Annotated in this window: 22 protein-coding genes; 21 read left to right on the forward strand and 1 reads right to left on the reverse strand. The window is 62.0% G+C overall.

What is annotated here, in order from left to right; all coding sequences use genetic code 11:
- The first annotated feature begins 1 nt into the window (after window position 1).
- The 21 genes from rodA to mraY all read left to right on the forward strand — a co-directional run bounded on the left by rodA (window position 2) and on the right by mraY (window position 23,253).
- Window positions 2-1,114 carry a rod shape-determining protein RodA gene (gene rodA / locus NZ740_03735; protein MCS6771117.1) on the forward strand — a complete coding sequence of 371 codons (1,113 nt, stop codon included), beginning with the start codon at window positions 2-4 and terminating at the stop codon, window positions 1,112-1,114.
- 14 nt (window positions 1,115-1,128) lie between these two features.
- Window positions 1,129-2,736 carry an Rne/Rng family ribonuclease gene (locus NZ740_03740; GenBank protein ID MCS6771118.1) on the forward strand — a complete coding sequence of 536 codons (1,608 nt, stop codon included), beginning with the start codon at window positions 1,129-1,131 and terminating at the stop codon, window positions 2,734-2,736.
- 15 nt (window positions 2,737-2,751) lie between these two features.
- Window positions 2,752-3,372: a nicotinate-nucleotide adenylyltransferase gene (gene nadD, locus NZ740_03745; protein MCS6771119.1), complete on the forward strand. Its 621-nt coding sequence runs from the start codon at window positions 2,752-2,754 to the stop codon at window positions 3,370-3,372.
- 5 nt (window positions 3,373-3,377) lie between these two features.
- The gene (gene rsfS, locus NZ740_03750; GenBank protein ID MCS6771120.1) at window positions 3,378-3,719 is read left to right on the forward strand and encodes a ribosome silencing factor; all 342 of its coding nucleotides are present in this window, start codon (window positions 3,378-3,380) and stop codon (window positions 3,717-3,719) included.
- Between the two features lie 15 nt (window positions 3,720-3,734).
- Window positions 3,735-4,277 carry an SGNH/GDSL hydrolase family protein gene (locus NZ740_03755; protein MCS6771121.1) on the forward strand — a complete coding sequence of 181 codons (543 nt, stop codon included), beginning with the start codon at window positions 3,735-3,737 and terminating at the stop codon, window positions 4,275-4,277.
- Window positions 4,278-4,334: 57 nt separating this feature from the next.
- Complete coding sequence (locus NZ740_03760) at window positions 4,335-4,862, forward strand: hypothetical protein (GenBank protein MCS6771122.1); 528 nt, start codon at window positions 4,335-4,337, stop codon at window positions 4,860-4,862.
- A gap of 30 nt (window positions 4,863-4,892) precedes the next feature.
- On the forward strand, window positions 4,893-6,881 hold the full coding sequence (acs, locus tag NZ740_03765; GenBank protein MCS6771123.1) for an acetate--CoA ligase: 1,989 nt from the start codon (window positions 4,893-4,895) through the stop codon (window positions 6,879-6,881).
- A gap of 84 nt (window positions 6,882-6,965) precedes the next feature.
- A complete protein-coding gene (gene tgt / locus NZ740_03770) occupies window positions 6,966-8,099 on the forward strand; it encodes a tRNA guanosine(34) transglycosylase Tgt (protein ID MCS6771124.1) in 1,134 nt (377 codons plus the stop codon).
- Between the two features lie 16 nt (window positions 8,100-8,115).
- The gene (yajC, locus tag NZ740_03775; protein ID MCS6771125.1) at window positions 8,116-8,475 is read left to right on the forward strand and encodes a preprotein translocase subunit YajC; all 360 of its coding nucleotides are present in this window, start codon (window positions 8,116-8,118) and stop codon (window positions 8,473-8,475) included.
- A gap of 18 nt (window positions 8,476-8,493) precedes the next feature.
- Entirely contained in the window at window positions 8,494-10,950 is a 2,457-nt protein-coding gene (secD, locus tag NZ740_03780; GenBank protein MCS6771126.1) for a protein translocase subunit SecD, read from the forward strand.
- Window positions 10,940-12,688: a single-stranded-DNA-specific exonuclease RecJ gene (recJ, locus tag NZ740_03785; GenBank protein ID MCS6771127.1), complete on the forward strand. Its 1,749-nt coding sequence runs from the start codon at window positions 10,940-10,942 to the stop codon at window positions 12,686-12,688. The genes secD and recJ overlap by 11 nt, the downstream gene beginning before the upstream one ends.
- Window positions 12,689-12,741: 53 nt before the next feature.
- Complete coding sequence (gene ubiE, locus NZ740_03790) at window positions 12,742-13,470, forward strand: bifunctional demethylmenaquinone methyltransferase/2-methoxy-6-polyprenyl-1,4-benzoquinol methylase UbiE (protein ID MCS6771128.1); 729 nt, start codon at window positions 12,742-12,744, stop codon at window positions 13,468-13,470.
- Window positions 13,467-14,813 (forward strand): isochorismate synthase, encoded by a 1,347-nt coding sequence (locus NZ740_03795; GenBank protein ID MCS6771129.1) that lies wholly within the window; start codon window positions 13,467-13,469, stop codon window positions 14,811-14,813. The genes ubiE and NZ740_03795 overlap by 4 nt, the downstream gene beginning before the upstream one ends.
- Before the next feature lie 262 nt (window positions 14,814-15,075).
- The gene (locus NZ740_03800; GenBank protein MCS6771130.1) at window positions 15,076-15,567 is read left to right on the forward strand and encodes a hypothetical protein; all 492 of its coding nucleotides are present in this window, start codon (window positions 15,076-15,078) and stop codon (window positions 15,565-15,567) included.
- Complete coding sequence (locus tag NZ740_03805) at window positions 15,495-16,049, forward strand: hypothetical protein (GenBank protein ID MCS6771131.1); 555 nt, start codon at window positions 15,495-15,497, stop codon at window positions 16,047-16,049. Before NZ740_03800 ends, NZ740_03805 begins: the two co-directional genes overlap by 73 nt.
- A gap of 28 nt (window positions 16,050-16,077) precedes the next feature.
- Complete coding sequence (gene rsmH, locus NZ740_03810) at window positions 16,078-17,010, forward strand: 16S rRNA (cytosine(1402)-N(4))-methyltransferase RsmH (protein MCS6771132.1); 933 nt, start codon at window positions 16,078-16,080, stop codon at window positions 17,008-17,010.
- A gap of 9 nt (window positions 17,011-17,019) precedes the next feature.
- A complete protein-coding gene (locus NZ740_03815; GenBank protein MCS6771133.1) occupies window positions 17,020-17,367 on the forward strand; it encodes a hypothetical protein in 348 nt (115 codons plus the stop codon).
- 7 nt (window positions 17,368-17,374) lie between these two features.
- The gene (locus NZ740_03820) at window positions 17,375-19,105 is read left to right on the forward strand and encodes a penicillin-binding protein 2 (GenBank protein ID MCS6771134.1); all 1,731 of its coding nucleotides are present in this window, start codon (window positions 17,375-17,377) and stop codon (window positions 19,103-19,105) included.
- Between the two features lie 45 nt (window positions 19,106-19,150).
- Entirely contained in the window at window positions 19,151-20,611 is a 1,461-nt protein-coding gene (locus tag NZ740_03825) for a UDP-N-acetylmuramoyl-L-alanyl-D-glutamate--2,6-diaminopimelate ligase (protein MCS6771135.1), read from the forward strand.
- A 21-nt stretch (window positions 20,612-20,632) separates the two neighbouring features.
- Window positions 20,633-22,039 carry a UDP-N-acetylmuramoyl-tripeptide--D-alanyl-D-alanine ligase gene (gene murF, locus NZ740_03830; protein MCS6771136.1) on the forward strand — a complete coding sequence of 469 codons (1,407 nt, stop codon included), beginning with the start codon at window positions 20,633-20,635 and terminating at the stop codon, window positions 22,037-22,039.
- Window positions 22,040-22,122: 83 nt separating this feature from the next.
- Window positions 22,123-23,253, forward strand: a complete 1,131-nt coding sequence (mraY, locus tag NZ740_03835) for a phospho-N-acetylmuramoyl-pentapeptide-transferase (protein MCS6771137.1) — start codon at window positions 22,123-22,125, stop codon at window positions 23,251-23,253.
- Window positions 23,254-23,280: 27 nt separating this feature from the next.
- Here the strand turns inward: mraY and metG are convergent, their stop codons facing one another.
- Entirely contained in the window at window positions 23,281-25,215 is a 1,935-nt protein-coding gene (gene metG, locus NZ740_03840) for a methionine--tRNA ligase (GenBank protein MCS6771138.1), read from the reverse strand.
- Between the last annotated feature and the right edge of the window lie 132 nt (window positions 25,216-25,347).

The raw sequence follows: 25,347 nt of genomic DNA on the forward strand, positions 1-25,347 counted from the left end.
CGTGAACTTGTATCCGCTCATTCTCGCCTGGAAACGCATGGAGTGGCTGGCGCTCGCCGCTGCAGCGGCCTTGGCGGTCATCGGCATTTTGTTCATCTACAGTGCCTCGTACCGCCAGGACGACATGCAGGTCACTGCCATGACGCTGCGTCAACTGGTCTGGGTGGTGCTTGGTATGGGCGTGATGCTCGCGCTGGCCGCTGCCGACTATCGGCGCGTCGCTGCGGTGGCGCCGGTTTTGTATGGCGCATCGCTGCTCCTGCTGGCGCTCGTCCTCGGCTTCGGGCGCACCATGTACGGCGCGACGCGCTGGCTCAACGTCTTCGGCATCTATTTGCAGCCTTCCGAATTCGCCAAAATAGCCTCGATTCTCCTCCTTGCGCGGTATTTGGCCGAGCCTGGCCGGAATTTCGCTAGGCCTCAGGTGATTGCGCTGGCTGCATTAATCGTCGCCGTGCCGATGGCGCTGGTTATGCGTCAGCCGGATCTGGGGACCGCCCTGACGTTCGCCCCGATGTTTCTGGCCATGCTGTTTGTCGGCGGAATGCCGATCCGTTATGCCATCGTGCTTGTCTTTCTTGGCGCGGTCACCGCGGTGCCCGGCTGGTTTTTGTTGTCCGATTACCAGCGGGAGCGAATCCTTGTTTTTCTCGACCCGAGCCGAGACCCTCTCGGCTCCGGCTGGAACAGCATCCAGTCGAGCATCGCCGTCGGCTCTGGTGGATTGTTCGGCAAGGGATATTTGATGGGGACGCAAAACGTGCTGGGCTTCCTGCCCCGCACTGTCGCTCCGACCGATTTCATTTTCTCCGTGATTGCGGAGGAAACCGGGTTTGTCGGCAGCGTGACGCTGCTGACCCTGTATGCGATCCTCCTCGGTGGGGTTGTCCGCGCGGGCATCGCCTCCCGCGACAAGCTGGGGCGGCTGATTGCGACGGGAGTCGCCACACTGTTGTTCTGCCACATCTTTGTCAACCTGGCGATGACTGTTGGCCTCATGCCCATTACGGGCCTGCCGCTACCGCTCGTGAGCTACGGGGGATCGTTCATGATTACCGCGACGGCCGGCCTCGGCCTCGCGCAAAGCATCTATGTGCGCCGCGTCCGGCGCTGAAAGGAGACGTGTACATGTTCTTATGGGGATTCCTCAAACGCCTGTTCCGGCGGAAGATCAAAAAGGAGATCATCATCAATGCGGAGAGCCTGGAGACTCGGGTCGCGGTCCTCATTGAGGGCAAGCTCGAAGATTTTTTCATCGAGCGCACGGGCCAGGATCGCATCGTGGGCAGCATCTTCAAGGGGCGCATTCAGAACCTCGAGGACGGTCTCCAGGCCGCCTTTGTGGATATCGGACTCAAGAAAAACGCCTTCATCCACTACTGGGACATGTTTCCGGACGACGCCTCGCGACTTGAGGCAGAGGAGGGCGTGGACAGCAAGCGGCCCGCCAAACGGAAGAAGTATGCGCCAGGCGAGATGGCGAAACTGTTCCCCATCGGTTCGGAAATCGTTGTGCAGGTCACCAAGGGCGCCATCGGCACAAAGGGCCCCCGCGTGACGGCAAATCTCAGCATTCCGGGCCGTTATCTCGTGATGATGCCGGGCACCTCTCTGAAGGGGGTTTCCCGGAAGATTGAGGACGAGAAGGAACGGGAGCGGCTGAAGCGGATTCTCGCGCGGCTCCCTGCGCCCGGTGGCAATGGCCTCATCGTCCGCACCGCGGGCGAGGGCGCGCGGGCCGTCTCCTTCGTCCGCGATGTTCGCGCACTGTCCGAAATCTGGCGGGATATTGAAGACGGCATCAAGAACAAGCCAGCGCCGTGCAGGCTTTATCAGGAGCCGGACCTCATCGAGCGGACCGTCCGCGACTCTCTCACGGAAGATGTCGATCGCATCGTCATCGATTCGCGCGAGGAATACGACCGTGTCCGGGCCGTACTCGCAAAATACGGACGTCGCGCCCGCACGCGGGTTCAACTTTACGAGGGCGAAGCTCCGATCTTTGAGCATTTCGATGTGGAACGGCAGCTCGAAAACGCCTTTAGCCGGAAGGTCTGGCTCAAGAGCGGCGGCTACCTCATCATCGACGAGACCGAGGCGTTGGTCGCCATCGATGTCAACACGGGCCGTCACAAGGGCGCCCAAAACCAGGATGACGCGATTTTCGAGGTCAACCAGGAGGCCGCCGAGGAGGTCGCCCGACAGCTCCGCCTCCGCAACATCGGCGGGCTTGTCGTGATTGACTTCATCGACATGAAATCGCGCAAGCATCAGAACCAGATCTATCGGATGGTCAAGGACGCCCTAAAAAACGACAAGGCGCGGACCAATGTCCTTCCGCTTTCACAGCTCGGGCTAATGGAAATGACCCGCCAGCGACAGGAGGAGAGCGTCCGCGCGACGACCTATATGAACTGTCCCTACTGCGAGGGCCGTGGGAAGGTGAAATCCGCCCTGACCATGAGCGTCGAAATTCAGCGACGGATTGCCGAAGTGATGCGCCGGCACAAACCCAGCGCCGAAAATCCCCTCAACCTGAAGATCACGATCCACCCGCTGGTGCTCGAGCGACTGCGGAGCGAGGATGAGGAACTGCTGGTCGCGCTCGAGGAGCGTTATCATGGCCGTCTCACGTTCGTGTCCAGCCCGGCTATGCACGTGGAGGAATTCACGATTGTCAACGCGCAGACCAATGAGGAGCTGTTTAGCAACGCGAGCGCGCATCGCGCCGGCTAGGGGGAGGGAGCCCTGATGTCCCGCAATCAGCGGATCGGCCTTTTCGGCGGCTCGTTCAATCCCGTCCATCTCGGCCACCTCATCGCTGCTCAGGATGCCATGGACCAGATGGGCCTCGACCGGGTGATCTTCTTGCCCGCGGCCCATCCTCCTCACAAGCACGCGGAGATCCTCGCACCGGCCGCCGACCGACTGGCCATGTTGCGCCTGGCGATCGGCAGCGACGAGCGCTTCGAGGTCTCCTCCGAAGAGATCGACCGCGGCGGCGTCTCCTTCACCGTCGAGACCCTTCGCCGCTTCCGCGAGCGACTGCCAGACACCGATTTGTATTTCATTATCGGGGCGGATACCCTGTTTGAGCTCCACACGTGGCGAGAAATCGGTGCGGTACTCCAGTTGGCAGAAATCGTCACGGTCGGGCGCCCGGGCCTGACCGTCGGCGAATTGAACAGCCAATCCCTGCGGCTGCCCGAGCCGTGGCCCGCGAGGCTCGCAGCGAATATTGTCGCGGGGCACCACATTGAAATCTCATCGACCGACATCCGCAACCGGGTGTCCCGCCGTCGGTCGATCCGATTTCTTGTGCCGGACGCCGTCGAACGGTATATTCGCGAACACGGTCTATACCGCGGCTAGGAGACGTGTCCATCGATACGCGATCGCAGGTGCTCGTGGCGCAGGAGGCGCTACGTTCGAAAAAGGGCGAGCAGATCAAAGTGCTCGACGTCTCGGGAATCTCCCCTGTGACGGATTATTACATCATCGTCACCGGAAACAGCACGCCCCATCTCAAGGCCCTGGCCGAAGAGGTGGAGAAGGAGCTGGACCGCGCAGGGATCCGTTGCTATCGGCGCGCTGGGACTCCGGAAAGCGGCTGGATCGTCGAGGACTACCTCGATTTCGTGGTCCACATCTTCTCGCCGGACATGCGGGAATACTATCAGCTCGAGCGGCTCTGGAGCGACGGGAAGGTCATCCTCTAACGCTAGGATCCTCTGATGCGGCGCCGGCTGGCCAAAGTCGTTTTATTTCTTCTAAGTCTCGGTGTCGGACTATCTATCGTTGACACCCTGCTTGCTCGACTGGATCCCAGCCTCGAGCCCCCTCCGAGGGTCGAGCGCGTCATCCGGCTTCGGGAGCACGCGCCGAACCAAAATCGTTGGGTTCGGCCGACTCGCGAATATATGCAGGGTGTCGATTCGCTTGAACGGAAATTCTATCGGTTGGCCACGGATGAAAATGGTTTTATCATGCCCTCGGCCATTCATGAAACGCCCGATATTGAGCTCGTCTTTTTGGGTGGATCGACAACCGAGTGCCTATATGTAGATGAAACCAATCGATTCCCGTATCTCGCCGGCCGTTTGCTCGAGTCGCGGACGGGATTGCGCATCAATTCCTACAATGGCGGCCATAGCGGGAACCATTCGATGCATTCCCTCAACGTGCTGATTAATAAAGTTTTGCCCATGCAGCCCGACGCCGTCATCCTCTGCCACAATATCAATGATTTTGCGACGCTGCTCTACGAAGGCACATAATGGAATGCGAATCCCACGCGAAGCCTTATTGCGACAGTCGGAACACGTCGTGGCTGGATGCGAATCGTGGGCTGGCCTCTGCGAATGTTTCCCCATCTGCACACCTGGCTTGGTGCTCAGGTGTTTCGTTTTGTCTCCCGTGGTCGGGATGACGAATTCCACAATGCGCGCGGGAGGTCCAAGAATTTCGATCTCGACCGAATGACGGGACAATTTGAAACCTCTTTGGAGCAATTTATTGGCGTCGCAAAACGAGCGGGACTCAATGTGGTGTTGATGACACAACAGAATCGGATGGAGGCAGAACCTAGGGATGCGCTGCAGCGGAGGTCCGCAGAACATTTTGAGAAACAGGGTATACCGTGGGAACACGTCTTTGCAGGCTACGCTGCCTTCAACGAAACAATACGCAAAACCGCTATCCGTCACCAACTCCCCCTTGTGGATCTTGACGCGCGGATCGCCAAAACATCGGAATTTATGTATGACATGGTTCACGCGAACGATCGCGGCTCAATCGCGATTGCTGAAGCGATCGCCGAGGAACTCGAACCGCTGTTGCCGAAATGGGCGGCCCATCGCTAGATTTGTTTCTTATATAGCTGGAGGAGCGCCATGCACGAAATCGAGTCGCATCTGAAAGAACAGCGCACGTTTCATCCGCCGCCCGAGTTTGCGCGCCGCGCCCGCATCTCGTCCCTGGCCGAATATGAGCGGCTTTACCGGGAATCCGTGGAGAATCCCGGCGAATTCTGGCTGCGGATGACCCGGGAAAACATCGAATGGGCCGTGCCGCCCACCCGCGGGTTTTCTCAGCGATTTGACATCATCGGCGAGAAGGCGGAGCCCTATGTGGAATATTTTGCAGACGGCCGGCTGAATGTTTGCGCGAACTGCCTAGACCGGCATATCCGCGCCGGCCGAGCGAACCGCACCGCGCTGATCTGGCAGGGCGAGCGCGAGGACGAACACCGCACGATCACCTACGGCGAACTGCACCGCATGGTTTGCCGGATGGCAAACGTCTTGAAAAAGCATGGCGTCAAAAAAGGCACGACCGTCACCATTTTCATGCCGATGATCCCCGAACTGCCGGCCGCCGTCCTGGCGTGCGCGCGGCTCGGCGCCATCCATTCGGTCGTGTTTTCCGCATTCAGCCCCGATTCACTGAAAAGTCGAATTCAGGACTGCCAGTCGTACATGGTCCTCACGAGCGACGTCGGATTCCACGCAGGCAAGGTTATCGATCTAAAGAACAAAACCGACCAGGCGTTGGCCGATTGCCCGAGCGTTAAAAAGGTGCTCGTCTATAATCGCGGAAACACGCCGGTGTCCATGCAGCCGGGGCGGGACTACTGGTGGCATGAAGAGTTGGCGTCCCCCGACATTTCCGATGACTGTCCAGCGGAAGCGTTTGATGCCGAAACCCCGCTCTTCATCCTCTACACCAGCGGCAGCACGGGCAAACCCAAGGGAGTCCTGCACACCAGTGGGGGTTACCTGACCTATGCCCATGTAACCTTCAAATATGTGTTTGACTACCGTGAGGAGGACATCTTTTGGTGCACCGCAGACGTAGGCTGGATCACCGGGCATTCGTATCTCGTCTACGGCCCGCTCTCCAACGGGGCGACCTGCGTGATGTTCGAGGGCGTGCCGACATGGCCCCAGCCTAATCGGTATTGGAAAATCATTCAGGACCGCAAGGTCACCATTTTTTACACCGCGCCCACGGCAATCCGCGCCCTGATGCGGCTCGGCGAGGAATGGCCGAACCAATTTGATTTGTCCTCTCTGCGCCTCCTAGGCACCGTCGGCGAGCCGATCAACCCTGAGGCGTGGATGTGGTATCACCGCGTCATCGGGCGGGAACGATGCCCGATCGTGGACACGTGGTGGCAGACAGAAACGGGCGGAATCATGATCGTCACGCTGCCCGGAGCAATGCCGACCAAACCTGGTTCCGCCGGCCGGCCCTTCTTCGGCGTACAGCCGGTCATCCTCAAGGAAGACGGCACCGAGGCCGGCGTCGATGAAGGAGGAGCGCTCTTCATCCGGCACTCCTGGCCAGGCATGTTGCGCGGCGTCTATGGCGATCCCCGCAGCGAACTGATCAAAAAAGTTTATTTCTCCCGCGTGCCGGGCCTTTACTTCACGGGCGATGGCTGCCGTCGCGACGCGGATGGCTACTACTGGCTCCTCGGGCGCATTGATGACGTCTTGAATGTCTCCGCCCATCGGATATCGACCGCCGAACTCGAAAGTGCCCTCGTATCGCATCCCGCCGTCGCGGAGGCGGCCGTGGTGGGATACCCCCACGAAACGAAGGGGCAGGGGATTTACTGCTACGTCACGCTGAAAAAAGGATTCGAGCCGTCGGAAGAGTTGCGGAAGGCGCTCATTCAGACCGTGCGGACCCAGATCGGCCCGATCGCAACGCCGGACAAGATCCACTTTGCCGACGCGCTCCCCAAGACCCGCTCGGGCAAGATCATGCGCCGTATCCTTCGAAAGATCGCAGAGGGCCAGCTCGACCAGATCGGCGACACAAGCACCCTGGCAGATCCCACCGTTGTGGAAACTCTGGTCCGCGGGCGCCTCTAGCCCACGGCCGCGTGGGATCTTTCCGCGCAGAAAACGTTGGATTTCTGACCCGCGAATCCGTATCACCGCCGCTTCGGTGGTCGGATGAGTCGGATCGGCGAGTTTGAAATTGTCGCCCGCGACCCGCACTCCGCCGCTAGGCGCGGGCGCTTGTACACCGCGCACGGCGTGGTGGACACCCCCGTGTTCATGCCGGTCGGGACGCAGGGAACCGTCAAAGCCATGTCCCCGGCCGAGCTCGAGGAAATGGATTGCCAGATTCTCCTCGGCAACACCTATCACCTGAACGACCGCCCAGGCATGGAAGTAATCGCCAACGCTGGCGGGCTGCACCGGTTCATGGGGTGGAACCGGGCGATCCTGACCGACAGCGGCGGCTTTCAGGTCTTCAGCCTCACTCGGCTGCGAAAGGTGACCGATGAGGGCGTCGAGTTCCGTTCCCACAATGATGGGGCGCGGCACTTTCTCGGTCCGGTCGAGGCGATGGCCATTCAGCGCACGCTCGGTTCCGATATCGCGATGACCTTCGACGAGTGTCCGCCCTATCCCTGCGAGCGGGATTACGCTTGCAAGGCCGTGGAGCGAACCCTAACGTGGGCGGCTTTGTGCGCGAAGCAGCCGCGCGCCGAAGGCCAACTGGTCTTCGGCATCGTGCAGGGCGGGGTCTACCCCGATCTGCGGGAGCGGTGCGCTCGCGAATTAGTGTCGATCGGATTCGATGGATACGCGATCGGCGGCGTGAGCGTTGGCGAGCCGGAAGAACTGATCATCCCTGGCGTTGAGATGGGCGTCGTTGCCCTGCCGGAGGACCGACCACGCTATCTGATGGGCGTGGGCGGACTCGGGCAGATGGTTGAGGCCGTCGCCCGTGGGGTGGATATGTTCGACTGTGTCCTGCCGACGCGCGTGGCGCGAAACGGCACAGCAGTCACGCGCCGAGGCCGTTACTCGCTCCGCAATGCGGAGCACAAGTTCGCGCTCGAGCCGATCGAGGAGGGTTGCCGATGCTACGCGTGCCGGAATTTCACGCGCTCGTACATCCGGCATCTATTAAATGTGGATGAAATTTTGGGCATTCGGTTGCTGACAATTCACAATCTGTATTGCCATTTTTCACTGATGAAGGACATTCGCGAAGCGATCGAGACCGGCACGTTTTCGGCGCTGCGTGAGGAATTTCGAGCGACCGCCGCATGCCGGTCTGGCCGCGGACCCTGAGAAGAAGGAGTCGAAGATGAGATTCTGCATGCTTGCCATGGCGCCGCCACCCGGCGCGGAGTCCGAACAGTCGCCCTTGTTCATGTTTGGGTGGCTGGCGATCATGCTTCTGCTGTTCTATGTGATGTTGATACGTCCCCAGCGCCGACGCGAGAAAGAGCGGCAGGAAATGCTCTCGAAAATCAAGACAGGTGACCGCGTGCTGTTCGCGGGCGGAATCATTGGCATCGTTTCGAACGTGAAGGAAAAAAGCGTCGTCATCCGAGTTGCCGAGAAGACGAAGCTCGAGGTCGTGAAGGGCGCGATCAATCAGGTACTGGCGAGCGGCGAGTTGCCCGCCGACGTGGACCAGGAGCATACGCCCGTCTCCAAGTAAGTTCCGAAGGAGCCCGATATGGATAAGCAGTCGGTCTGGAAATGGCTTTTGCTAATCGCGCTTACGGCATGGTCGATCGCAGTCGTCTATCCTCCTTCCGAAAAAATTCGGCTCGGGCTCGACCTGCAGGGCGGCACGCGCTTCGTGCTCCAGGTCGAAACCGCCGAGCTCGACGAGAACGCCGCGCGCGATGCGCAGGCCCGCGCCATCGAAGTCATTCGAAACCGTGTCGATGCGATGGGCGTCGCCGAACCCGTCATCTACGCCGAGCCCGGCAACCGGATCGTCGTGGAAATTCCCGGTCTGAAGACCGAAGACCGCGCGCGCGCGATCAAGAACATCCAGAGCGCCGCCTATCTCGAATTCCGACTGGTCCACCCGGAAAATGACCGGCTCGTCGAAGACTTCCTGAACAAGGGGGTTGCTCCAGAGGGATATCGAATTGTGACTGTTCCCACGCCCGGCGGCCGCGAGGAAAAATTGTTGCGGCGCGACAAATCGCGGGATCCCGTCGGCACAACGGAAGAAGAGGTCCGCCGGCGCGTCGCCGCCTTCAATGCGCCGCCGGGTTACGAGCTGTTGCTCGAGCGCGTGCGGAGGAATGAGCAAGACCTCTTCCGACCCGCCTACGTGCACAAGCGCGCGGAGCTGAAGGGGGACAGTATTGCTAATGCGGGAATCGACTACGACATGGTTCAGCGCCCGGTTGTCACCCTCAGCTTTGACCGCCGCGGAGCCAAGCGTTTCGAAAACCTCACTCGGGATTACGCGCCCGGCGGAGCGAAGAATCCCGGAAACCAGATGCGACAGCTCGCAATCGTCCTGGACGGCACACTCTATTCCGCGCCCACGATTCGCGAGCCAATCTACGGCGGCAACGCTCAGATCACGGGCAGCTTCACCCTGCGCGAGGCGCAGGACCTCGCCCTCGTGCTCCGAGCCGGCGCCCTTCCTGCCCCCGTTCGTTTGCTTGAGGAGCGCACGGTAGACCCAACACTCGGGCAGGATTCCATAGCCTCCGGGCGAACCGCCACGCTGATCGGCGCGGCGGCAACCGTCCTCTTCATGGTCGTTTATTACCAACTCGCGGGCGTCGTGGCGAACGGCGCGCTGCTGATGAACCTCGTCTTGTTTCCTGTCGCGCTCATCATCACCGGCGGCTTTCTCAGCGTGTTTGCGAACACCGGCGAGGCAGGAAGCGCGGTCCAACTGCCGACACTCACCCTGCCCGGCATCGCCGGCATCGCCCTCACGATCGGTATGGCGGTCGATGCGAATGTCCTGATCTTTGAGCGCATGCGTGAAGAGCAAAAGCTGGGCAAACGCTTCAAATTCGTCATCGAGGCGGGCTACCAGAAGGCGTGGAGCGCCATTTTCGACGCCAACATTACGACCTTAATCACCGCCATCATCCTCTTCTGGCAGGGCACAGGGCCTGTGCGCGGCTACGCCGTCACCCTGTCCGCCGGCGTCATCGTCAGCATGTACACGGCGCTCGTCATCACGCGCATGCTTTTCGACCTGCTGAGCCGCGGGTCGATTCAGTCGCTCCGCATGCTGGAGCTCATCCGCGAAACACGGTTCGACTTTCTCCGCCATGCCAAGCTATTCATAGGCCTTTCGGTTGCAGTGATCGTGGCAACATGGGGGGTATTCATTTCAAAGGGACCGGCCAATTTCGGAGTCGATTTTCTCGGGGGCGACGCGGTCACTCTTCAATTTTCGGAAAAGGCCCCCGTAGATCAGATCCGCGCGACGTTGGAAGCGGCCGGAATTCGAGACGCGACCATCCAATACCAGCGGGCCGCTGTCGTCGAGGGCTCGGAATCTATCCACGAATATCTGGAAATCAAATCGCCGTTCGGCACGGGCAAGCAGGCCGCCGAGGCCATCACAGGAGCCTTCGCGGCACAGGGATTCCGAGTGATCAAGGAGGACAGCATCGGCCCGCAAATCGGGCGAGAACTTCAGCGTAAGGCCATCATCGCCACGCTCGCTGCGATGGCGGCGCTTATTATCTATGTGTCGATCCGGTTTGAATTTCCCTTTGCCGTGGGCGCAGTGGTTGCCGTCTTCCATGACGTTCTCATCGCCGTCGGCGTGTTCTGCCTGCTCGGCGGAACGTTGGACCTCACGATGATTGCCGCCGTGCTTACGATCATCGGCTACTCGGTGAACGACACGATCGTGATCTTCGACCGGATTCGCGAGAATCTGAAACTGAACCCGGGCAAGCCGTTTGCCGAGCTTGCGAATCTCAGCATCAACCAAACGCTGTCTCGGACGATTCTCACGACGTTGACAACCCTGTTTGTTGTCGTTGCGCTGCTCCTCTTCGGCGGAGGCGCGATCTACGAGCTGTCGATGTTGCTCTTCATCGGCATGATCGCGGGCATTTATTCCACCATCTACATCGCGACGCCCGTCGCGATGCTCTGGCATCGGAAGGACAAAGCGCCGACCGGTGTCGTCTGATCGGCTCAAACAACTCCCGGCTTTTCGGGAAAAACGGTGGCGCGACAACGCGGCTGCCGCGATTCCGGAGCCCGAGTGGGCGCGCGAGCTGAAGCTGCCGCCGCCGATCGCAAGGTTGTTGGCGGCCCGCGGCATCCTCAGCGCAGACCAGGCGCAGAGCTTCTTGAGCCCTCGCCTGAGTTCCCTGGGAGATCCTTTCGCGCTGCCCAACATGCGCGCCGCCGTCGACCGGATTTGGCAGGCCCTGCTCAGGAATGAGACGATCGCAGTGTTTGGCGATTACGACGTTGACGGCATTACCAGTACGGCCCTGATGACGCGTGTGCTTCGCGCGATGGGTGGCCGAGTCCATCCCTTTCTGCCGCACCGGCTCGAAGAGGGATATGGCCTGGGGCTGGACGCCTTCCGCCGATGTGTCGAAACAGTCCGTCCATCTCTCCTCGTCACGGTCGACTGCGGGACGGGATCTGTCGACGCTGTTCAGGAGGCCGCCCGCCTCGGGATCGATGTCGTCATCACGGACCACCATGAGCCCGGTTCGCGGACGGCTCCGGCATTGGCCGTAGTGAACCCGAAGCTGCATGCCGATTCCTCCCTGCATTCGCTTGCCGGTGTCGGTGTCGCGTTCAAACTCTGCCACGCCCTTGTCAAACAGGGCCGTCTGGACGGTCACCCCGCCGCATCAGCGCTGGACCTCCGCCTGTTTCTCGACCTCGTGGCGATGGGCACCATTGCCGATGTCGTCCCGTTGGTCGGCGAGAACCGAACCTTTGTCCGTCACGGGCTGTCGGCGATCAACCGAAACGCGCAGCCAGGGCTTCGCGCCCTCATCGACGTCGTAGGCATCGAGCGGCAGGTGGACGTCTGGGAAGTCAGTTACCTGCTCGCCCCTCGACTCAATGCGGCAGGCCGTCTCGGCGATGCTCAGTGCGCGCTCGAGTTGTTATTGGCGGATGAGGGGCCGGATCTCGTCCATAGGGCGCGGGCGCTTGACGAGTCGAATCGAAAGCGCCGCGAGCTGGAAGACCAAACGCTTCGCGAAGCCATCGCCGATCTCGACTCGCGCTTTGACCCGGCGCGCGACTTTGGCCTCGTCGTCGCAGGCGAAGGATGGCATCCCGGCGTCATTGGGATTGTCGCCTCGCGCCTCCTTCAGCGCTTCGGCCGGCCGACAGTCGTCATCTCCATAAACGGAGAAGAAGCCCGAGGCTCTTGTCGGGGCATCGAGGGCTTCCATGTTGTAAAGGCTCTTGAACGGTGCGCGGAGCTTTTGGACCGCTACGGCGGACATGCGGCCGCCGCCGGGCTTCAATTGGAGCCCTCGCGTATTCCGAAATTCGCCGACGCATTCAACAAGGCGGCCGCTGACCTGATGGACCGGCGCCCACCGCAGCCCAGCATCGTCATCGATGGCTGGGTAGGCCTCCACTCGATCGACGAGGATTTTCTCGAAGCCCTCGACCGACTTCGACCCTTCGGCATCGGAAATCCTGCGCCCACCTGGGCCGTCCGCGGTGTCAGCCTGGCCCAGCCTCCGCGCGTGGTCGGGTCTGGACACCTCAAGCTGCTGCTCGCCGAAGGCGGTCGGCTTTATGACGCGATCGGCTGGGGGATGGGACCTCGCGAGGTTCCGGAAGGTCCCCTCGATGTTGCGTTTCAGCCGCGCCGGGAATGGTTCAACGACGTTCAACGCATTTCGCTCCACATTCAGGATTTTCGGCCCGCGACACCTCCGTGAGCGACACCAGCCGCGCTGGAAAAGCCCAGGCCTCGCGCGTACAGTTCGGCAACATGCAGAACGGCACGCCGAGGACAGAGCCATCCCGCCATGAAGTGTGGCGTATGTTTGACCGCATCGCGCCGCGCTATGATCTTCTCAATCGCGTTCTGTCCGGCGGCATCGATGTGCGCTGGCGCGCGCGCATTGCAAAACTCCTCCCGCCCGGCGAACGCCTCCGGCTGCTAGACGTCGCAACCGGTACGGCCGACCAAATCCTTTTGCTCATGGAGCGGGCGCCGTCCATTGTCGAGGCAGTCGGCATTGACTTGGCCGAAAACATGCTTGAGCTTGGACGTGAAAAAGTGTCGCGCCAACTGCCGGGCCGCGCCGTCACGCTCAAGCGAGGTGACGCGCTCGCGATACCGGAGCCGGATGCCTCGTTCGACGTTTGTACCATCTCGTTCGGCATCCGGAATGTCACCGACGTCGTTGCCGCGCTTCGCGAGATGCGCCGCGTGCTGCGGCCCGGCGGCCGCGCTTTCGTCCTCGAATTTTCGCAGCCCGAGGCCCGTTGGTTTCGCGCGCTCTATTACTTTTATCTCCGCCATCTCCTGCCCGCCGTGGGCGGCTGGCTCTCTGGAGACCGCAGCGCGTATCGATACCTGAACGTGACCATCGAATCGTTCCCCAGCGGAGAGGCATTCTGCGAACTCATGCGCCGGGCGGGATTTTCGAATGTTCACGCAGTTCCCCTTACGATGGGAATCGCGACGATCTACCACGGCGACGCCTCCCCATGAGCACGGCCGCGCAGGCCTGGATGGACGCGCGTGATCGGCTCCTCGCTCGAGCTGCCTCCGCGCGAGGCCCGTGCCGACTTCGCGAGACGGTGGGCGAGCCGGTCGACCTGCTCGACTGGTTGTCCGCTCAGCAACATCGGATTCGAGGATATTGGCTAGATCGAGATGGCGATCTTGAGGTGGCCGCGATCGGGGAAGCCTTGGAAATCAAGGGCACCGTGCCCGGCGCTTTTGGACCGTGCGTCGAATCAGCGCGCGCCGCGCTCGCTGACGCCGACCCGGATATGCGTTTTTACGGGGGCTTCCGGTTTGGCCCTTGGCATCCGAGCGATCCGGCGTGGCGACCCTTTCAAGCCTATCGATTTATCGTGCCCCAGGTGGAGCTGGTTCGCCGCGGTGATGGGGCGCCCGAACTGGTCTGCAATGTGATCGGGTCAGGTCACGGTACGGACGAAGCCGTAAGCATCTTGCGGTCGCTGGCCCCGCTCCCGAGCGCGGGTGTAGCGTCTTCGCGACCCAGTGTGGCGACGCGCCATGACTCACCGGACCGAGCCGGCTGGATCGAAATGGTCGGCCGAGCGCTGAAGGAAATTCGAGCCGGCGCCCTGCAGAAGATCGTGCTCGCTCGTCGCGCGTGCTTTACGCTCGACCGGCCGGCCGACCCGTTTTTTTTGATCCGGCGCATACGAGACGAAAGCGGGAAGTGCTTCCTTTATGCCGGAGTGCATGGGGCGGGGTTCGCGTTCATCGGCGCTTCGCCCGAGCGATTGTTTTCGCGAAGCGGACGTCAGATTTTGAGCGAGGCGCTGGCGGGAACCCGCCCGCGTGGCACGTCGCCCGCCGAAGACGCGGCAGCCGCTCGCGCGCTACTCGGCGATCCCAAAGAACGGCGGGAACACCGGCTTGTAGTGGACGGCATCCTCGAATCTTTGAAGTCTTTGACCACGGACCTGCGCGCCGCCGAAGAGCCAGAAATCTTGAAGCTTGCCCGGGTTCTCCATCTACTGACGCCGATTGAAGGGCGGTTGGCGGACGGTGTCGACGACGGCCAATTGCTTCACGCTCTTCATCCCACTCCCGCGCTCGGCGGCCAACCCCGCGTCGCGGCCCTAGATCGAATCGCCCAGCTCGAAGCCTTCGACCGCGGGTGGTACGGCGGGCCTATCGGTTGGATCTCGCGCGACGCTGCCGAATTTGCGGTTGCGATCCGATGCGGGCTGGTGTCGAGTTCGATGCTTTGTTTGTTCGCAGGAGCGGGAATCGTTGAGGGCTCTGACCCCGAGAGAGAATGGGCCGAAACCGAGTCGAAGCTCTCCGGCTTCCTCGCGATGCTGGGTTGCTGATACCGGGCCTCACGGTCGTTCTGGCCTTTCGGATTCCAAAAATAAGGCACGCGCCCTCTCCAAGCCAGTTGCCGTCGGTTGCATCGGCGTTCGGGCTTCCTAAGTTGAGCTTCGCCGCGGAGGTCCGAGCTGCAGCCCTCGAGAAAGTTGATATCGCAATCGCTTCGCGACGAGGACGTTAGAAAATTCGCACAAAAATCATCCGAATCCTGTTGACTTTTGGTGGGTCAAAGTGGGACAAAGTGGGGCAGAAAGTAGCACGATGCCCACCAAATCCCAGATATCGGCCTCGAGCAGCGTTCCGCTTTCCACCGGCGTTTTTGTCGGGCAATTCCGCCATTTGCTGGACCCGAAGAAACGACTGACGATCCCTTCCCAGTGGCGGGACCAAGTGGGCGAACCCCAGCAGCTTTTCGTCATGCCGGGTGTGGATCAACGGTGCCTGACGGTGTTTCCGGCACGCGAACTTGCCAATCGAATCGAGCGGATCAAATCGATGTCAGTCGGCGACGGGAAGGGTCGCGATTTCATGCGGCTGCTCGGTTCGCGTTCGGAACTTCTGTCATGGGATGCGCAGGGGCGCATCCGCGTGAAGGACGAGCTGCTGGACTACGCCGGCCTGCAGTCGGACGTGGTTCTGGTGGGTGCGCTGGAATGCTTCGAACTATGGAGTCCGGACCTATGGCAAAAACATCAAGAATCCTCCGATACCTCCAGGAATTTGGGCGAGGCGGCGCGGTACGCCGGCTTCTAGAGCGGGTGGTTCCCGACCCGGCTCCCGCGCAGGGCCCCGCCTCGGTCCGATGGGCGGACCTTTTCTGGGAACACTCTCCAGGCAGTGCCGTGGCGCGGCTTGAGAGCAGCAGCGTTGCGCAGGCCGATCTGTTCGGTTGGCTGGAACCGGACGCGGCCGGGGCGCGGTCCCGAATCGCCGAGACGCCGCCTGCCAAGGGGGAGGCATCGGTGGTGCGCTCACGAGTTGAGGAATTGGCCCGGCCTGCGCCCGCATCGGGTGTGCGCAAGCTTCGATTAGTCTCGCCGGTTCGGTACGCGGACCGCCGTGGCTCTGTGAACCGCGAGGAGATCGCGCGGCTCCTCGAGGTGACTCGCGGCGTCGACGGCGTTCGCCGCCTGCCGCAGGTGGAGCTGCCTCGTGGACCGTTTTTTGCGCGGGTGGAATTGTGGAAGGGGCGCCCTGTCGGCACGCCCTTTGTGATGGAAAGGAGGGCGCGCTGATCCCGGCGCGGATTCGAGGCTGCCGGAGGTGCATGCACCGGTACTGCTGAAGGAGGCGATCGAGAACCTCGCGGTAAAGGCCGGCGGGATTTACATCGACGGAACCGTAGGGGGAGGCGGTCATGCGGAGGCGATCATGGAGCGGGTCGGAGGCGCAGGGCGGCTGCTCGGGATTGATCGCGATCCCGTGGCGCTCGAGCAAGCGCGTGCGCGGCTTGCGCGATTTTCGAACGCTGTTCTGGTTCAGGGGGTGTTTTCTTCCATGATCGAGCTTGCGCGAGGCGCCGGAATCGAGGCGGCGGATGGCGTTCTGCTGGATCTTGGCGTTTCGTCGATGCAACTGGACGCGCCGGAGCGGGGATTCAGTTTTCGAAGCGATGGTCCCCTCGATATGCGCATGGATCCCAATCTTCCGCGAACCGCCGCGGACCTGGTCAATACCCTGCCCGAAACGGCGCTGGCTGACCTGCTCTGGCGGTATGGCGAAGAGCGGTCTTCGCGGAGGATTGCCCGTTGGATCGTCGCGGCGCGAGCGCGGGCGCCGATCCGGACGACCGGCGAATTGGCGGACCTCGTCTGTCGCGCGGTGGGTCGGGCAGGGGGGCGTATCCACCCGGCGACGCGGACCTTTCAGGCGTTGCGTATCGCGGTGAATGACGAGCTGGGCGAGCTGGAGCGCGGGTTGGAAGCGGCCCTCGGGCTGCTGAAACCCGGCGGGCGGCTCGTGGTGATCTCTTTCCACAGCTTGGAAGATCGGATCGTCAAACAGACGCTGGGAGAACACGTCGGGCGGCGAGAATCTCTGCCCGGCGGCGGCGAGCGGATTGTGGTGAAGTCGCCGCAGGTCGCGTGGGTGACGCGGGGAGTCATCACGCCAGGCCCCGAGGAAATCCGCGCGAACCCGCGGGCTCGATCAGCCCGCCTGCGGGCGGTGGAACGACTCGCTGGAAAGGCGGCGTAAACAGGAAACATGAGAAAAAGGCGCAATTTTCGAAAACGGGCAAGAGGGGCGAGGGCTCCGCGGCTGCTCCTCACGGCAGTGTTCCTTGCCATCGGCCTCGGCTTCCTCTGGCTTTGGATCCATACCCAGTGCGAGCGGCTTTCCCAGCAAATCCGGGCGTTGGAGCAGGAAAAAACGGCGCTTCGCCGACGCATCGTCAACGAGGAGTTCAGGTGGTCGAGCCTCACGACGTACGAAAACATGATGAAACTGCTGAAGGAACACGGAATCGAAATGAACTGGCCGACCGAGCGGCAGATCGTGCGGGTGCGGCGTGCTGCGTCCTCCGAGGATGGCTCGGCCCTCGCCCGGAATTGAGGTCGCCATGTCGGATTCGAGCCAACGCTGGAGGATCACCGCGATCGTACTCGCGATGTCCGCCGTCTGGATCGGGCTCGGCATCCGCCTCTCCCATCTGCACCTCGGCGACCATCCCCATCTTCTCGAGAAGATCGAACGGACCCGCCAGGTCTCCCAGCGTATCCTTGTGGGGCGGGGGCGCGTTCTGGACCGAAACGGCAACGTCCTGGCAGCGGACATCGCCACTCGCGATGTAGCGATTGACCCCGAATTTATACGAGATCACGGATATCCGCTGTTCACCGCGCAGCAGCTAGCCCGACTACTGATGATGGATCCGGCCGTTGTGTTCGCGCGGCTCGAAAAGCCAAGCCGATACGAGCTGCTCAAACGCCAGGTGCCGGATGACGTCATTCGGGAAATTCAAGCTATGGCGATGCCCGGCGTTCGCTGCGACGAGGCGATGACGCGACTCTATCCCCACACCTCCCTGATGTGCCATGTGATCGGGTTCGCCAACGCCGAAGGCGTCGGCAGCGCCGGCGTGGAGCAGCGATATGACCGTTACCTTCGTGGTGTGCCCGGCTACCGGGAGACCGAGGTGGACGGACGACGCCGGGAAGTGCGTAGCCGCCGCCGGCTCGAAATTCTGCCGCAGCCGGGGGGCGACGTTTACCTGACCCTCGACCAGAACCTGCAGTACTTCGTGGAGCGCGCCCTCGACGATGCGCTGGCGACCAACGGCGCGATCGGCGCCTGGGCAATTGTCCAGCGGGTCCGCACCGGCGAAATCCTTGCCATGGCATCGCGCCCGGCATTTGACCTCAACGAGTTCAACCGCGCCCCGGAGATGGATCGGCTCAACCGGGCGATCGGTTATGTGTATGAGCCGGGGTCCATCTTCAAGATCATCGTCTACGCCGCGGCGCTGAACGAGGGTTTGCTGCGTCCCGATGAGATCATCGATTGCGAAAACGGGATATGGTTCCATGCGGGGCGCCCCCTTCGTGACTTCCATCCGTACGGCCGGCTGACAGCGACGGACGCGCTTAAAAAGTCGAGCAACATTGCCGCTGCCAAAATTGCCATTCGCTTAGGCGAGGATCGCCTCTATCGCTATCTACAGGCCTTTGGCATCGGCCGGCTCACGGGGATCGAGCTACCCGGCGAGGAAAGCGGCATCCTTCACCCGCGCCACCGATGGAGCAAGCTGAGCATCTCGCGGATTCCCATGGGTCATGAAGTGGCCGTTACAGGTCTGCAGATCCTGAACGCCCTTTCGGCCATTGCCAACGGCGGAGAGCTTATGCGTCCGCGTGTAGTTGACCGGGTGACCACCTCTAGGGGCCATTTGATCCTCAAGACCGAGCCGGAGGTCATCGGCCGGCCCATCCGCCCGGAAACGGCCCGAACGCTCACCGACATGCTGGTCCGCGTGACCGAAGAGGGCACCGGCAAACGTGCGCGGCTAGACGGATACACCGTGGCCGGAAAGACCGGCACGGCGGAGAAGCCGGGTGTGGGCGGGTACGACCGAGGGCGCAACCTCGCTTCGTTCATCGGCTTCCTGCCCGCGGAGCGACCGGAAATCAGCATCCTCGTCACGTTTGATGAGCCCCAGCACCTTACGCAGGGCGGGCAGGTCGCCGCGCCGGTGTTTCGCGCGATTGCCGAAAAGGCCGTTCGCTATCTCGACATTCCACCCGTCGAGGAGGCGCAAATCGTCGAACTTGAACCGGAGGCCGAGCCGTTGTGAGGAGGAACTCTTGCCATGATTCTCGGTAAATTGTGCTTGGAGACCATGAGACTCGAATCCATCACCCGCATTGTGCAGCCGATCCAGGTCCGGGGCCCTCTGCATTTCGATATCGAGGGCATCGCCTACGATTCGCGGCAGGTGAAAGAGAATTATCTGTTCGTCGCGATCAAGGGCCGCAACGCGGACGGCGCAGCCTACATTGATGACGCAATCCGGCGCGGCGCCGTCGCGATTGTCTCCGAGGAGGACCGCTGGCCCCGCCGAAACATCGCGCACATTCTGGTGGAAGACGCGCGCCGCGCCCTCGCCGAGATCGCCTGCGCGTTCTACGACAACCCGTCTCATCGGCTGCCCCTCGTCGGCATCACCGGGACCAACGGGAAAACCACAACCTCTTTCATGATTCGCGACATCCTAGCGGCCGAGGGACGGAGCCCCGGTCTGATCGGAACAGTGCGTTATGAGATCGGATCGCGTGTAATCCCCGCAACCCGCACCACGCCCGAAGCACCAGACATACAGTTCATGCTCGACCAGATGCTGCGCGCGGGATGTCGGAGCGCCGTGATGGAGGTCTCCTCTCATGCACTGGCTCAGCGGCGGGTCTGGGGCATCGATTTCGACGTCGGCGTCTTCACGAACCTTTCGCGCGACCACCTCGATTTCCACGGCACGATGGAGGCGTATTTCGATGCGAAAATGCAATTGTTCCGCGGTCTCGGCCTCCAGATCAAGCGGGCGAGCGCGGTCGTCAACATAGACAACCCGTGGGGCATGGAGCTGGTGCAAACCCGCGGGCTGCGCGCCCGGCTGATCACCTTCGGCGAGCATCCCGCCGCGGATGTCCGCGCCGAAGATATCGACTTGGGCCCGAGCGGTACCCGGTTCGTTGTCCGAAGCCCGTGGGGCGACTGCGATGCGCATCTGCGCCTGCTGGGCCGGTTCAATGTCAGCAATGCGCTCGCCGCGATCGCCGCATGCGGCGCCCTCGGAATCCCGCCGGCGCGGAGCGCAGCGATCCTCGCGGGTCTGTCAAACGTTCCCGGCCGGCTGGAACGAATCGAGACGGGGCGCGGCTTCGATGTCTTCGTCGATTACGCGCATACGGACGACGCCCTTGCGAAGGTTCTCGAGACGCTTCGCGAACTGGGGCCTCGCCGACTGATTGTGGTTTTCGGATGCGGCGGCGACCGGGATCGCAGCAAGCGCCCGCTCATGGGCGCCGTCGCCTATCAGCGCGCCGACTGGACCATCCTCACCAGCGACAACCCGCGCCGCGAGCGGCCCGAATCAATTATCGCCGAGATCGAAGAGGGCATGCCTAATCGGGACCGCCACGAGGTCGTCGTGGACCGTGCCGAGGCAATCGCCCGCGCGCTCGAAATTGCTCGACCGGGCGACATTGTTCTCATCGCTGGCAAGGGGCATGAGACCGTTCAGGAATTTGCGACCACCGTCGTTCCCTTCGACGACCGTGAGGTCGTTCGCCTCCTGCTGCGCTAACCCGATCGGTCGCTGAAACCCATGGCGATTGCGGAAGAGGCATCGGATACGGGGACGCTGCCCGCCCCATCTTTCTCGCCGGATGACTTGGCCGACTGGTCCGGAGGAGATTGGCGCGGTCCGAAGCCCGATCGAGTTACGGGGTTTGCGATCGATTCCCGGGCGGTTCGGCCCGGGGATTGCTTCGTCGCGCTCCCCGGCAGTCGCTCGGATGGTCATTTTTTTTTGAGCGCTGCGCGGGATGCTGGCGCTGCATGCGCGATGGTGCGCGCGGCGTTTGAGCCGCCGTTCGAATTGGACGGTTTTCCGCTTCTCCGCGTGGATGACCCCCGGCGCGCTCTCGCATCGCTAGCGAAACAGCATCGCGCCCGCCTGCGGGGAACCTTTGTCTGCATTGCAGGGAGCTGCGGGAAAACCACCGTCAAAGAATTGACGGCTGACCTCCTTGGCGCCCTCGGTCCGGTCGCCCGCACCAAGGGCAACTGGAATAACGATCTGGGCGTCCCACTGAGCTTGCTGCGAATGGCTCCCGAACACCGCTACGGCGTGTTCGAGGTGGGGATGAACCACCCAGGGGAGCTTGATCCGCTCGCGTCGATGGTCCGACCGCACATTTCGGTAGTGACCTGCGTGGGGCCCGAGCACATCGAATTTTTCGACGGCGAGGAGAGTATCGCCCACGAAGAGGCCGCCGCGCTACGCGCGCTGGATGCGGAAGGGATCGCCGTCCTTCCTGCCGACGACAAGTGGTTTCACGTCCTGCGTTCCCATGTAAAAGGCAAGCTCTGCACAGTGTCGTTAACGGCGGATGCCGACTACCGCATTGAACCGGGGCCGCCGCCGCGATTTGTCGTGACCGAGTGGGCGACGGGCGAGAGCGTTCCGTTGGAGGCGCCGCTGCCGGGTCGCCATGTACTGTCGAATGCGGGTCTGGCGATCGCCGTTGCGCGGCTGCTGGGCGTGTCCTGGGGGGCGATCGCCGAGCGGCTCCGCGCGTTCCGGCCGCCGTCCATGCGGTGGGAGGCTATGGATCTTGGCGGGATTCGCGTGATCAACGATGCCTATAACGCGAATCCGTTGAGCATGCGCGCTGCGCTTGATGCGTTTGCCGCGACGCCCGTTGCGGGCCGACGTTGGCTGGTTCTGGGGGCGATGCGCGAGCTGGGCGCGCGCGAAAAGACGTATCACGAGGAGCTGGGCCGGGACCTCGCCAAGGGACCCTGGTTCGGCGCCATTTTCGTCGGCGCGGAAGGCGCGTGGATCCGCTCCGGCGCGGTCCGTGCCGGGTTCCAAAACGCTTTGACCGCCGCCGACGCGGAGGAGGCAGGCAAACTTCTGGTAAAACATCTACGACCCGGGGACGCTGTTTTGATCAAGGCGTCGCGTGGGGTCGGCTTGGAACGCGCGATCGATGAGTTGCGTCGCTGATGTCCATGCTCTGTAAAAACTTTCCCCGCGCGTTCCATTCCATGTAAAAACGGGCCGCGGGCGCGATTCCCGCATCATCTCCCATGCTGTTCTTCCTTCATGAATTGACTGAGTGGTGGACGCCGCTGCGCCTCTTTCGCTACATCACGTTCCGCGCGCTGATGGGCGCGGGTACGGCATTTATCCTCTCGCTGATATTCGGTCCGCTGATCATTCGCTGGCTGCAGCGGCTCAAATTCGGCCAGTACGTTCGGGACGACGCCGTGCTGGCCCACCAGCGTCGCAGAAAGTCCGGCACGCCGACCATGGGCGGCGTCCTGATCATCGCGGCGGTTGTCCTCTCGACGGTGCTGTGGGCGGATGTGCGAAACGGATACGTCTGGTTCGCGCTGGCAACGATGCTCGCGATGGGCGCGGTCGGGTTCTGGGACGACTACCTCAAGATCTCCCGGAAAAACGCCAGGGGCCTGCCCGGCCGCACCAAACTCGCGCTCGAGATCGCCTGGTCACTGGCCGTGGTGGCGGCCCTCTATCTGTGGGAGCCGTCCCGCACCCACGTCGCGAAACTAATGCTGCCGTTCCTGAAGGAGCCGGTCATTGCGGAAATGGCGGTTCCCGCGACCGCGCTGTTCCTCACGCTGGTGCTGGTGGGGTCCGCGAATGCGGTGAATCTGACCGACGGGCTCGACGGCCTGGCGATCGGCTGCACCAACGCAGCGGCCGCGGCATACCTGGCCCTTGCTTATGTTGCTGGCAATGTCCTAGCCGCGAATTATCTGCTGGTGCCGTATGTCCCGGGGAGCGGCGAGCTGGCGGTCTTTTGCGGCTGCCTGCTGGGTGCGGGGTTGGGCTTTCTGTGGTTCAACTGCCACCCCGCGCGCGTCTTCATGGGCGACACGGGCAGCCTCGCGCTCGGCGGCGCGATCGGCATGGTCGCCGTCGCGATCAAACAGGAGCTTCTTCTGGTGATCGTCGGTGGCGTCTTTGTGATCGAGGCCCTCAGCGTGATCATTCAGGTGGCGAGCTTCAAGCTGACCGGGCGGCGCGTGTTCCGCGTGGCGCCCATTCATCACCATTTCGAGCAGATCGAGAAAGAACGAGCCGCTGCCGAGGGTCGCGATGTCGAGGTCGTGGAAACGATGGTGACGACCAGGTTCTGGATCCTTGGGATTCTCTTCGCGATGATCGGCCTCGCGACGCTCAAAATCCGCTGAAGGCCGCGCGCGCGTCCGCTCCAGACGTCACTTGACGACAGCGCCGGATGGCATCTCGCCGTCCACAGTTATGAGGCGCAACTGGTCCCCCGCCGAGGCTGCCAGCAGCATCCCGTTGGACTCGATTCCACGTATTTTTGCGGGCTTCAAATTGGCGACGACCACGATGGTTTTCCCCACGAGCGACTCGGGTGCGTAATGCTTTGCGATACCCGCCACGATCTGCCGCGTTTCCTCGCCGACCTGGATGGAGAGTTTGAGAAGTTTGTCCGCGCCGGCGACTCGCTCCGCCTGGAGAATTTTCGCCGTGCGCAACTGAATTTTGGCAAAGTCGCCATAATCGATACGCGAGGCTTCGGCAGTTGCCGTCGAAGCGGATGCGGACGCGGCCTGCATCTCTGGACGGGCCGGCGCTGCGGTCGGCGGTTCCCTTTCGATGCGGGGGAAGAGCGCGCCGATTTCCCGAACTTCGCGGCCGGCGGGGAAAATTCCGAATTGCCGGATTTCCTCAATCCGGCACGACCCGCGCAGACCGATGGCTGACCGGAGCTCCTCCATTTTCGCGGGCATGACCGGCTGCAGCAGCGAGGAGAGAATTCGCAGCGATTCGCACGCGACGTACAGACAGGTGTTCAGCGGGGCTTTGTCGTCCAGTTTGGCTAGCGACCACGGCTGCCGGACCTCGAGGTACTTGTTGACGCGTTTGACGGCGGAGAGAACGTCGGCGAGCGCCTGATCGACCCGCATGGAGTCGATTGCGCTGAAACAACGGTCCACAGCGGTCTGCACCGCGGCGCGCAGCTCGGCGGATTCCGGATCCAGCTCGCCCGCAGGGAGTGCGGGCACAAACCCTCCGCAGTATCGGCGGATCATATTCGTTAGTCGGCTGAGTAGATTGCCGAGGTCGTTCGCGAGGTCCGCGTTGTACCGGCGCTGGAAGGCGTCTTCGGTGAAACTGGCGTCCTGCCCGAGGACCATCTCCGCCATGAGAAAATAACGGAAGGCGTCCACTCCGTAGCGGTCGATCATGTCCATCGGGTTCACGACATTCCCGAGCGACTTGCTCATCTTCGTGTCACCGGAAAGCCACCACCCGTGCGCGAAAACGGTTTTCGGCAGCGGCACGTCGAGGGCTTTGAGCATGGTCGGCCAGTAGACCGTGTGGGTCGTCAGAATGTCCTTGCCAATGAGGTGGTATTCGGCCGGCCACCACTGCTCGAATTTTGCGGGGTCGCTCTTGTAGCCAATCGCGCTGATGTAGTTGACCAGCGCGTCGAACCAGACGTAGCAGACGTAGTCGCGGTCGAACGGTAGCTCAATGCCCCATGAGAGGCGGCTCTTGGGCCGCGAAATGCAGAGGTCCTGCAGCGGCTTGCGCAGGAAACCGAGCGTTTCGTTCCGGCGGAAATCGGGTTGGATGAATTCGGGGTGGGCATGAATATAGTCGATGAGCCACTGCTGGTATTTGCTCATTCGGAAGAAATAGTTGGATTCTTTGATCCTGACGATGTTAGGCAGTTCCTCGGGCGATTTGCCGGGCGGCAAGTCTTTCTCCGTGACGAAGGTCTCGCTGGTCACGTCATAGAGGCCGTCGTATTCGGCTTTATAGATCTCGCCCTTGTCATACAAGTCCTGCAGGCAGGCCTGCACGACGCGTTTGTGGCGCTCCTCCGTGGTCCGGATGAAGTCATCATGCGTAATGTGAAGCCGCTTCCAGAGCGCTTGGAAATGGACGACGGTCGAGTCGGCCTGCTGTTGGGGTGTCATGCCCGCCTTCTCCGCGGCGCGCTGGACCTTTTGGCCGTGTTCGTCGGTGCCGGTCAGAAACCACGTCGGGATGCCCTGAAGGCGATGATACCGCGCGAGGACATCGGCGAGGATCGTTGTATACGCGTGGCCGATGTGCGGTTTGTCGTTGACGTAGTAAATCGGCGTGGTGACGTAGAATTTCGAATGTTTCATAGACGAGCGACTATATCGCGTCCGCGCGGCGTTCAGCAATCCGGAGAAATGGGCGCGTCGCTCGCCTGCCCGCGCGAAAGGGTTGACGATTCCGGGGTCCTGCCACGTGGCCCGAATTTTCCATGCTCTGTA

The organism is Kiritimatiellia bacterium (assembly GCA_025054615.1).
Classification (GTDB): domain Bacteria; phylum Verrucomicrobiota; class Kiritimatiellia; order CAIVKH01; family CAIVKH01; genus JANWZO01.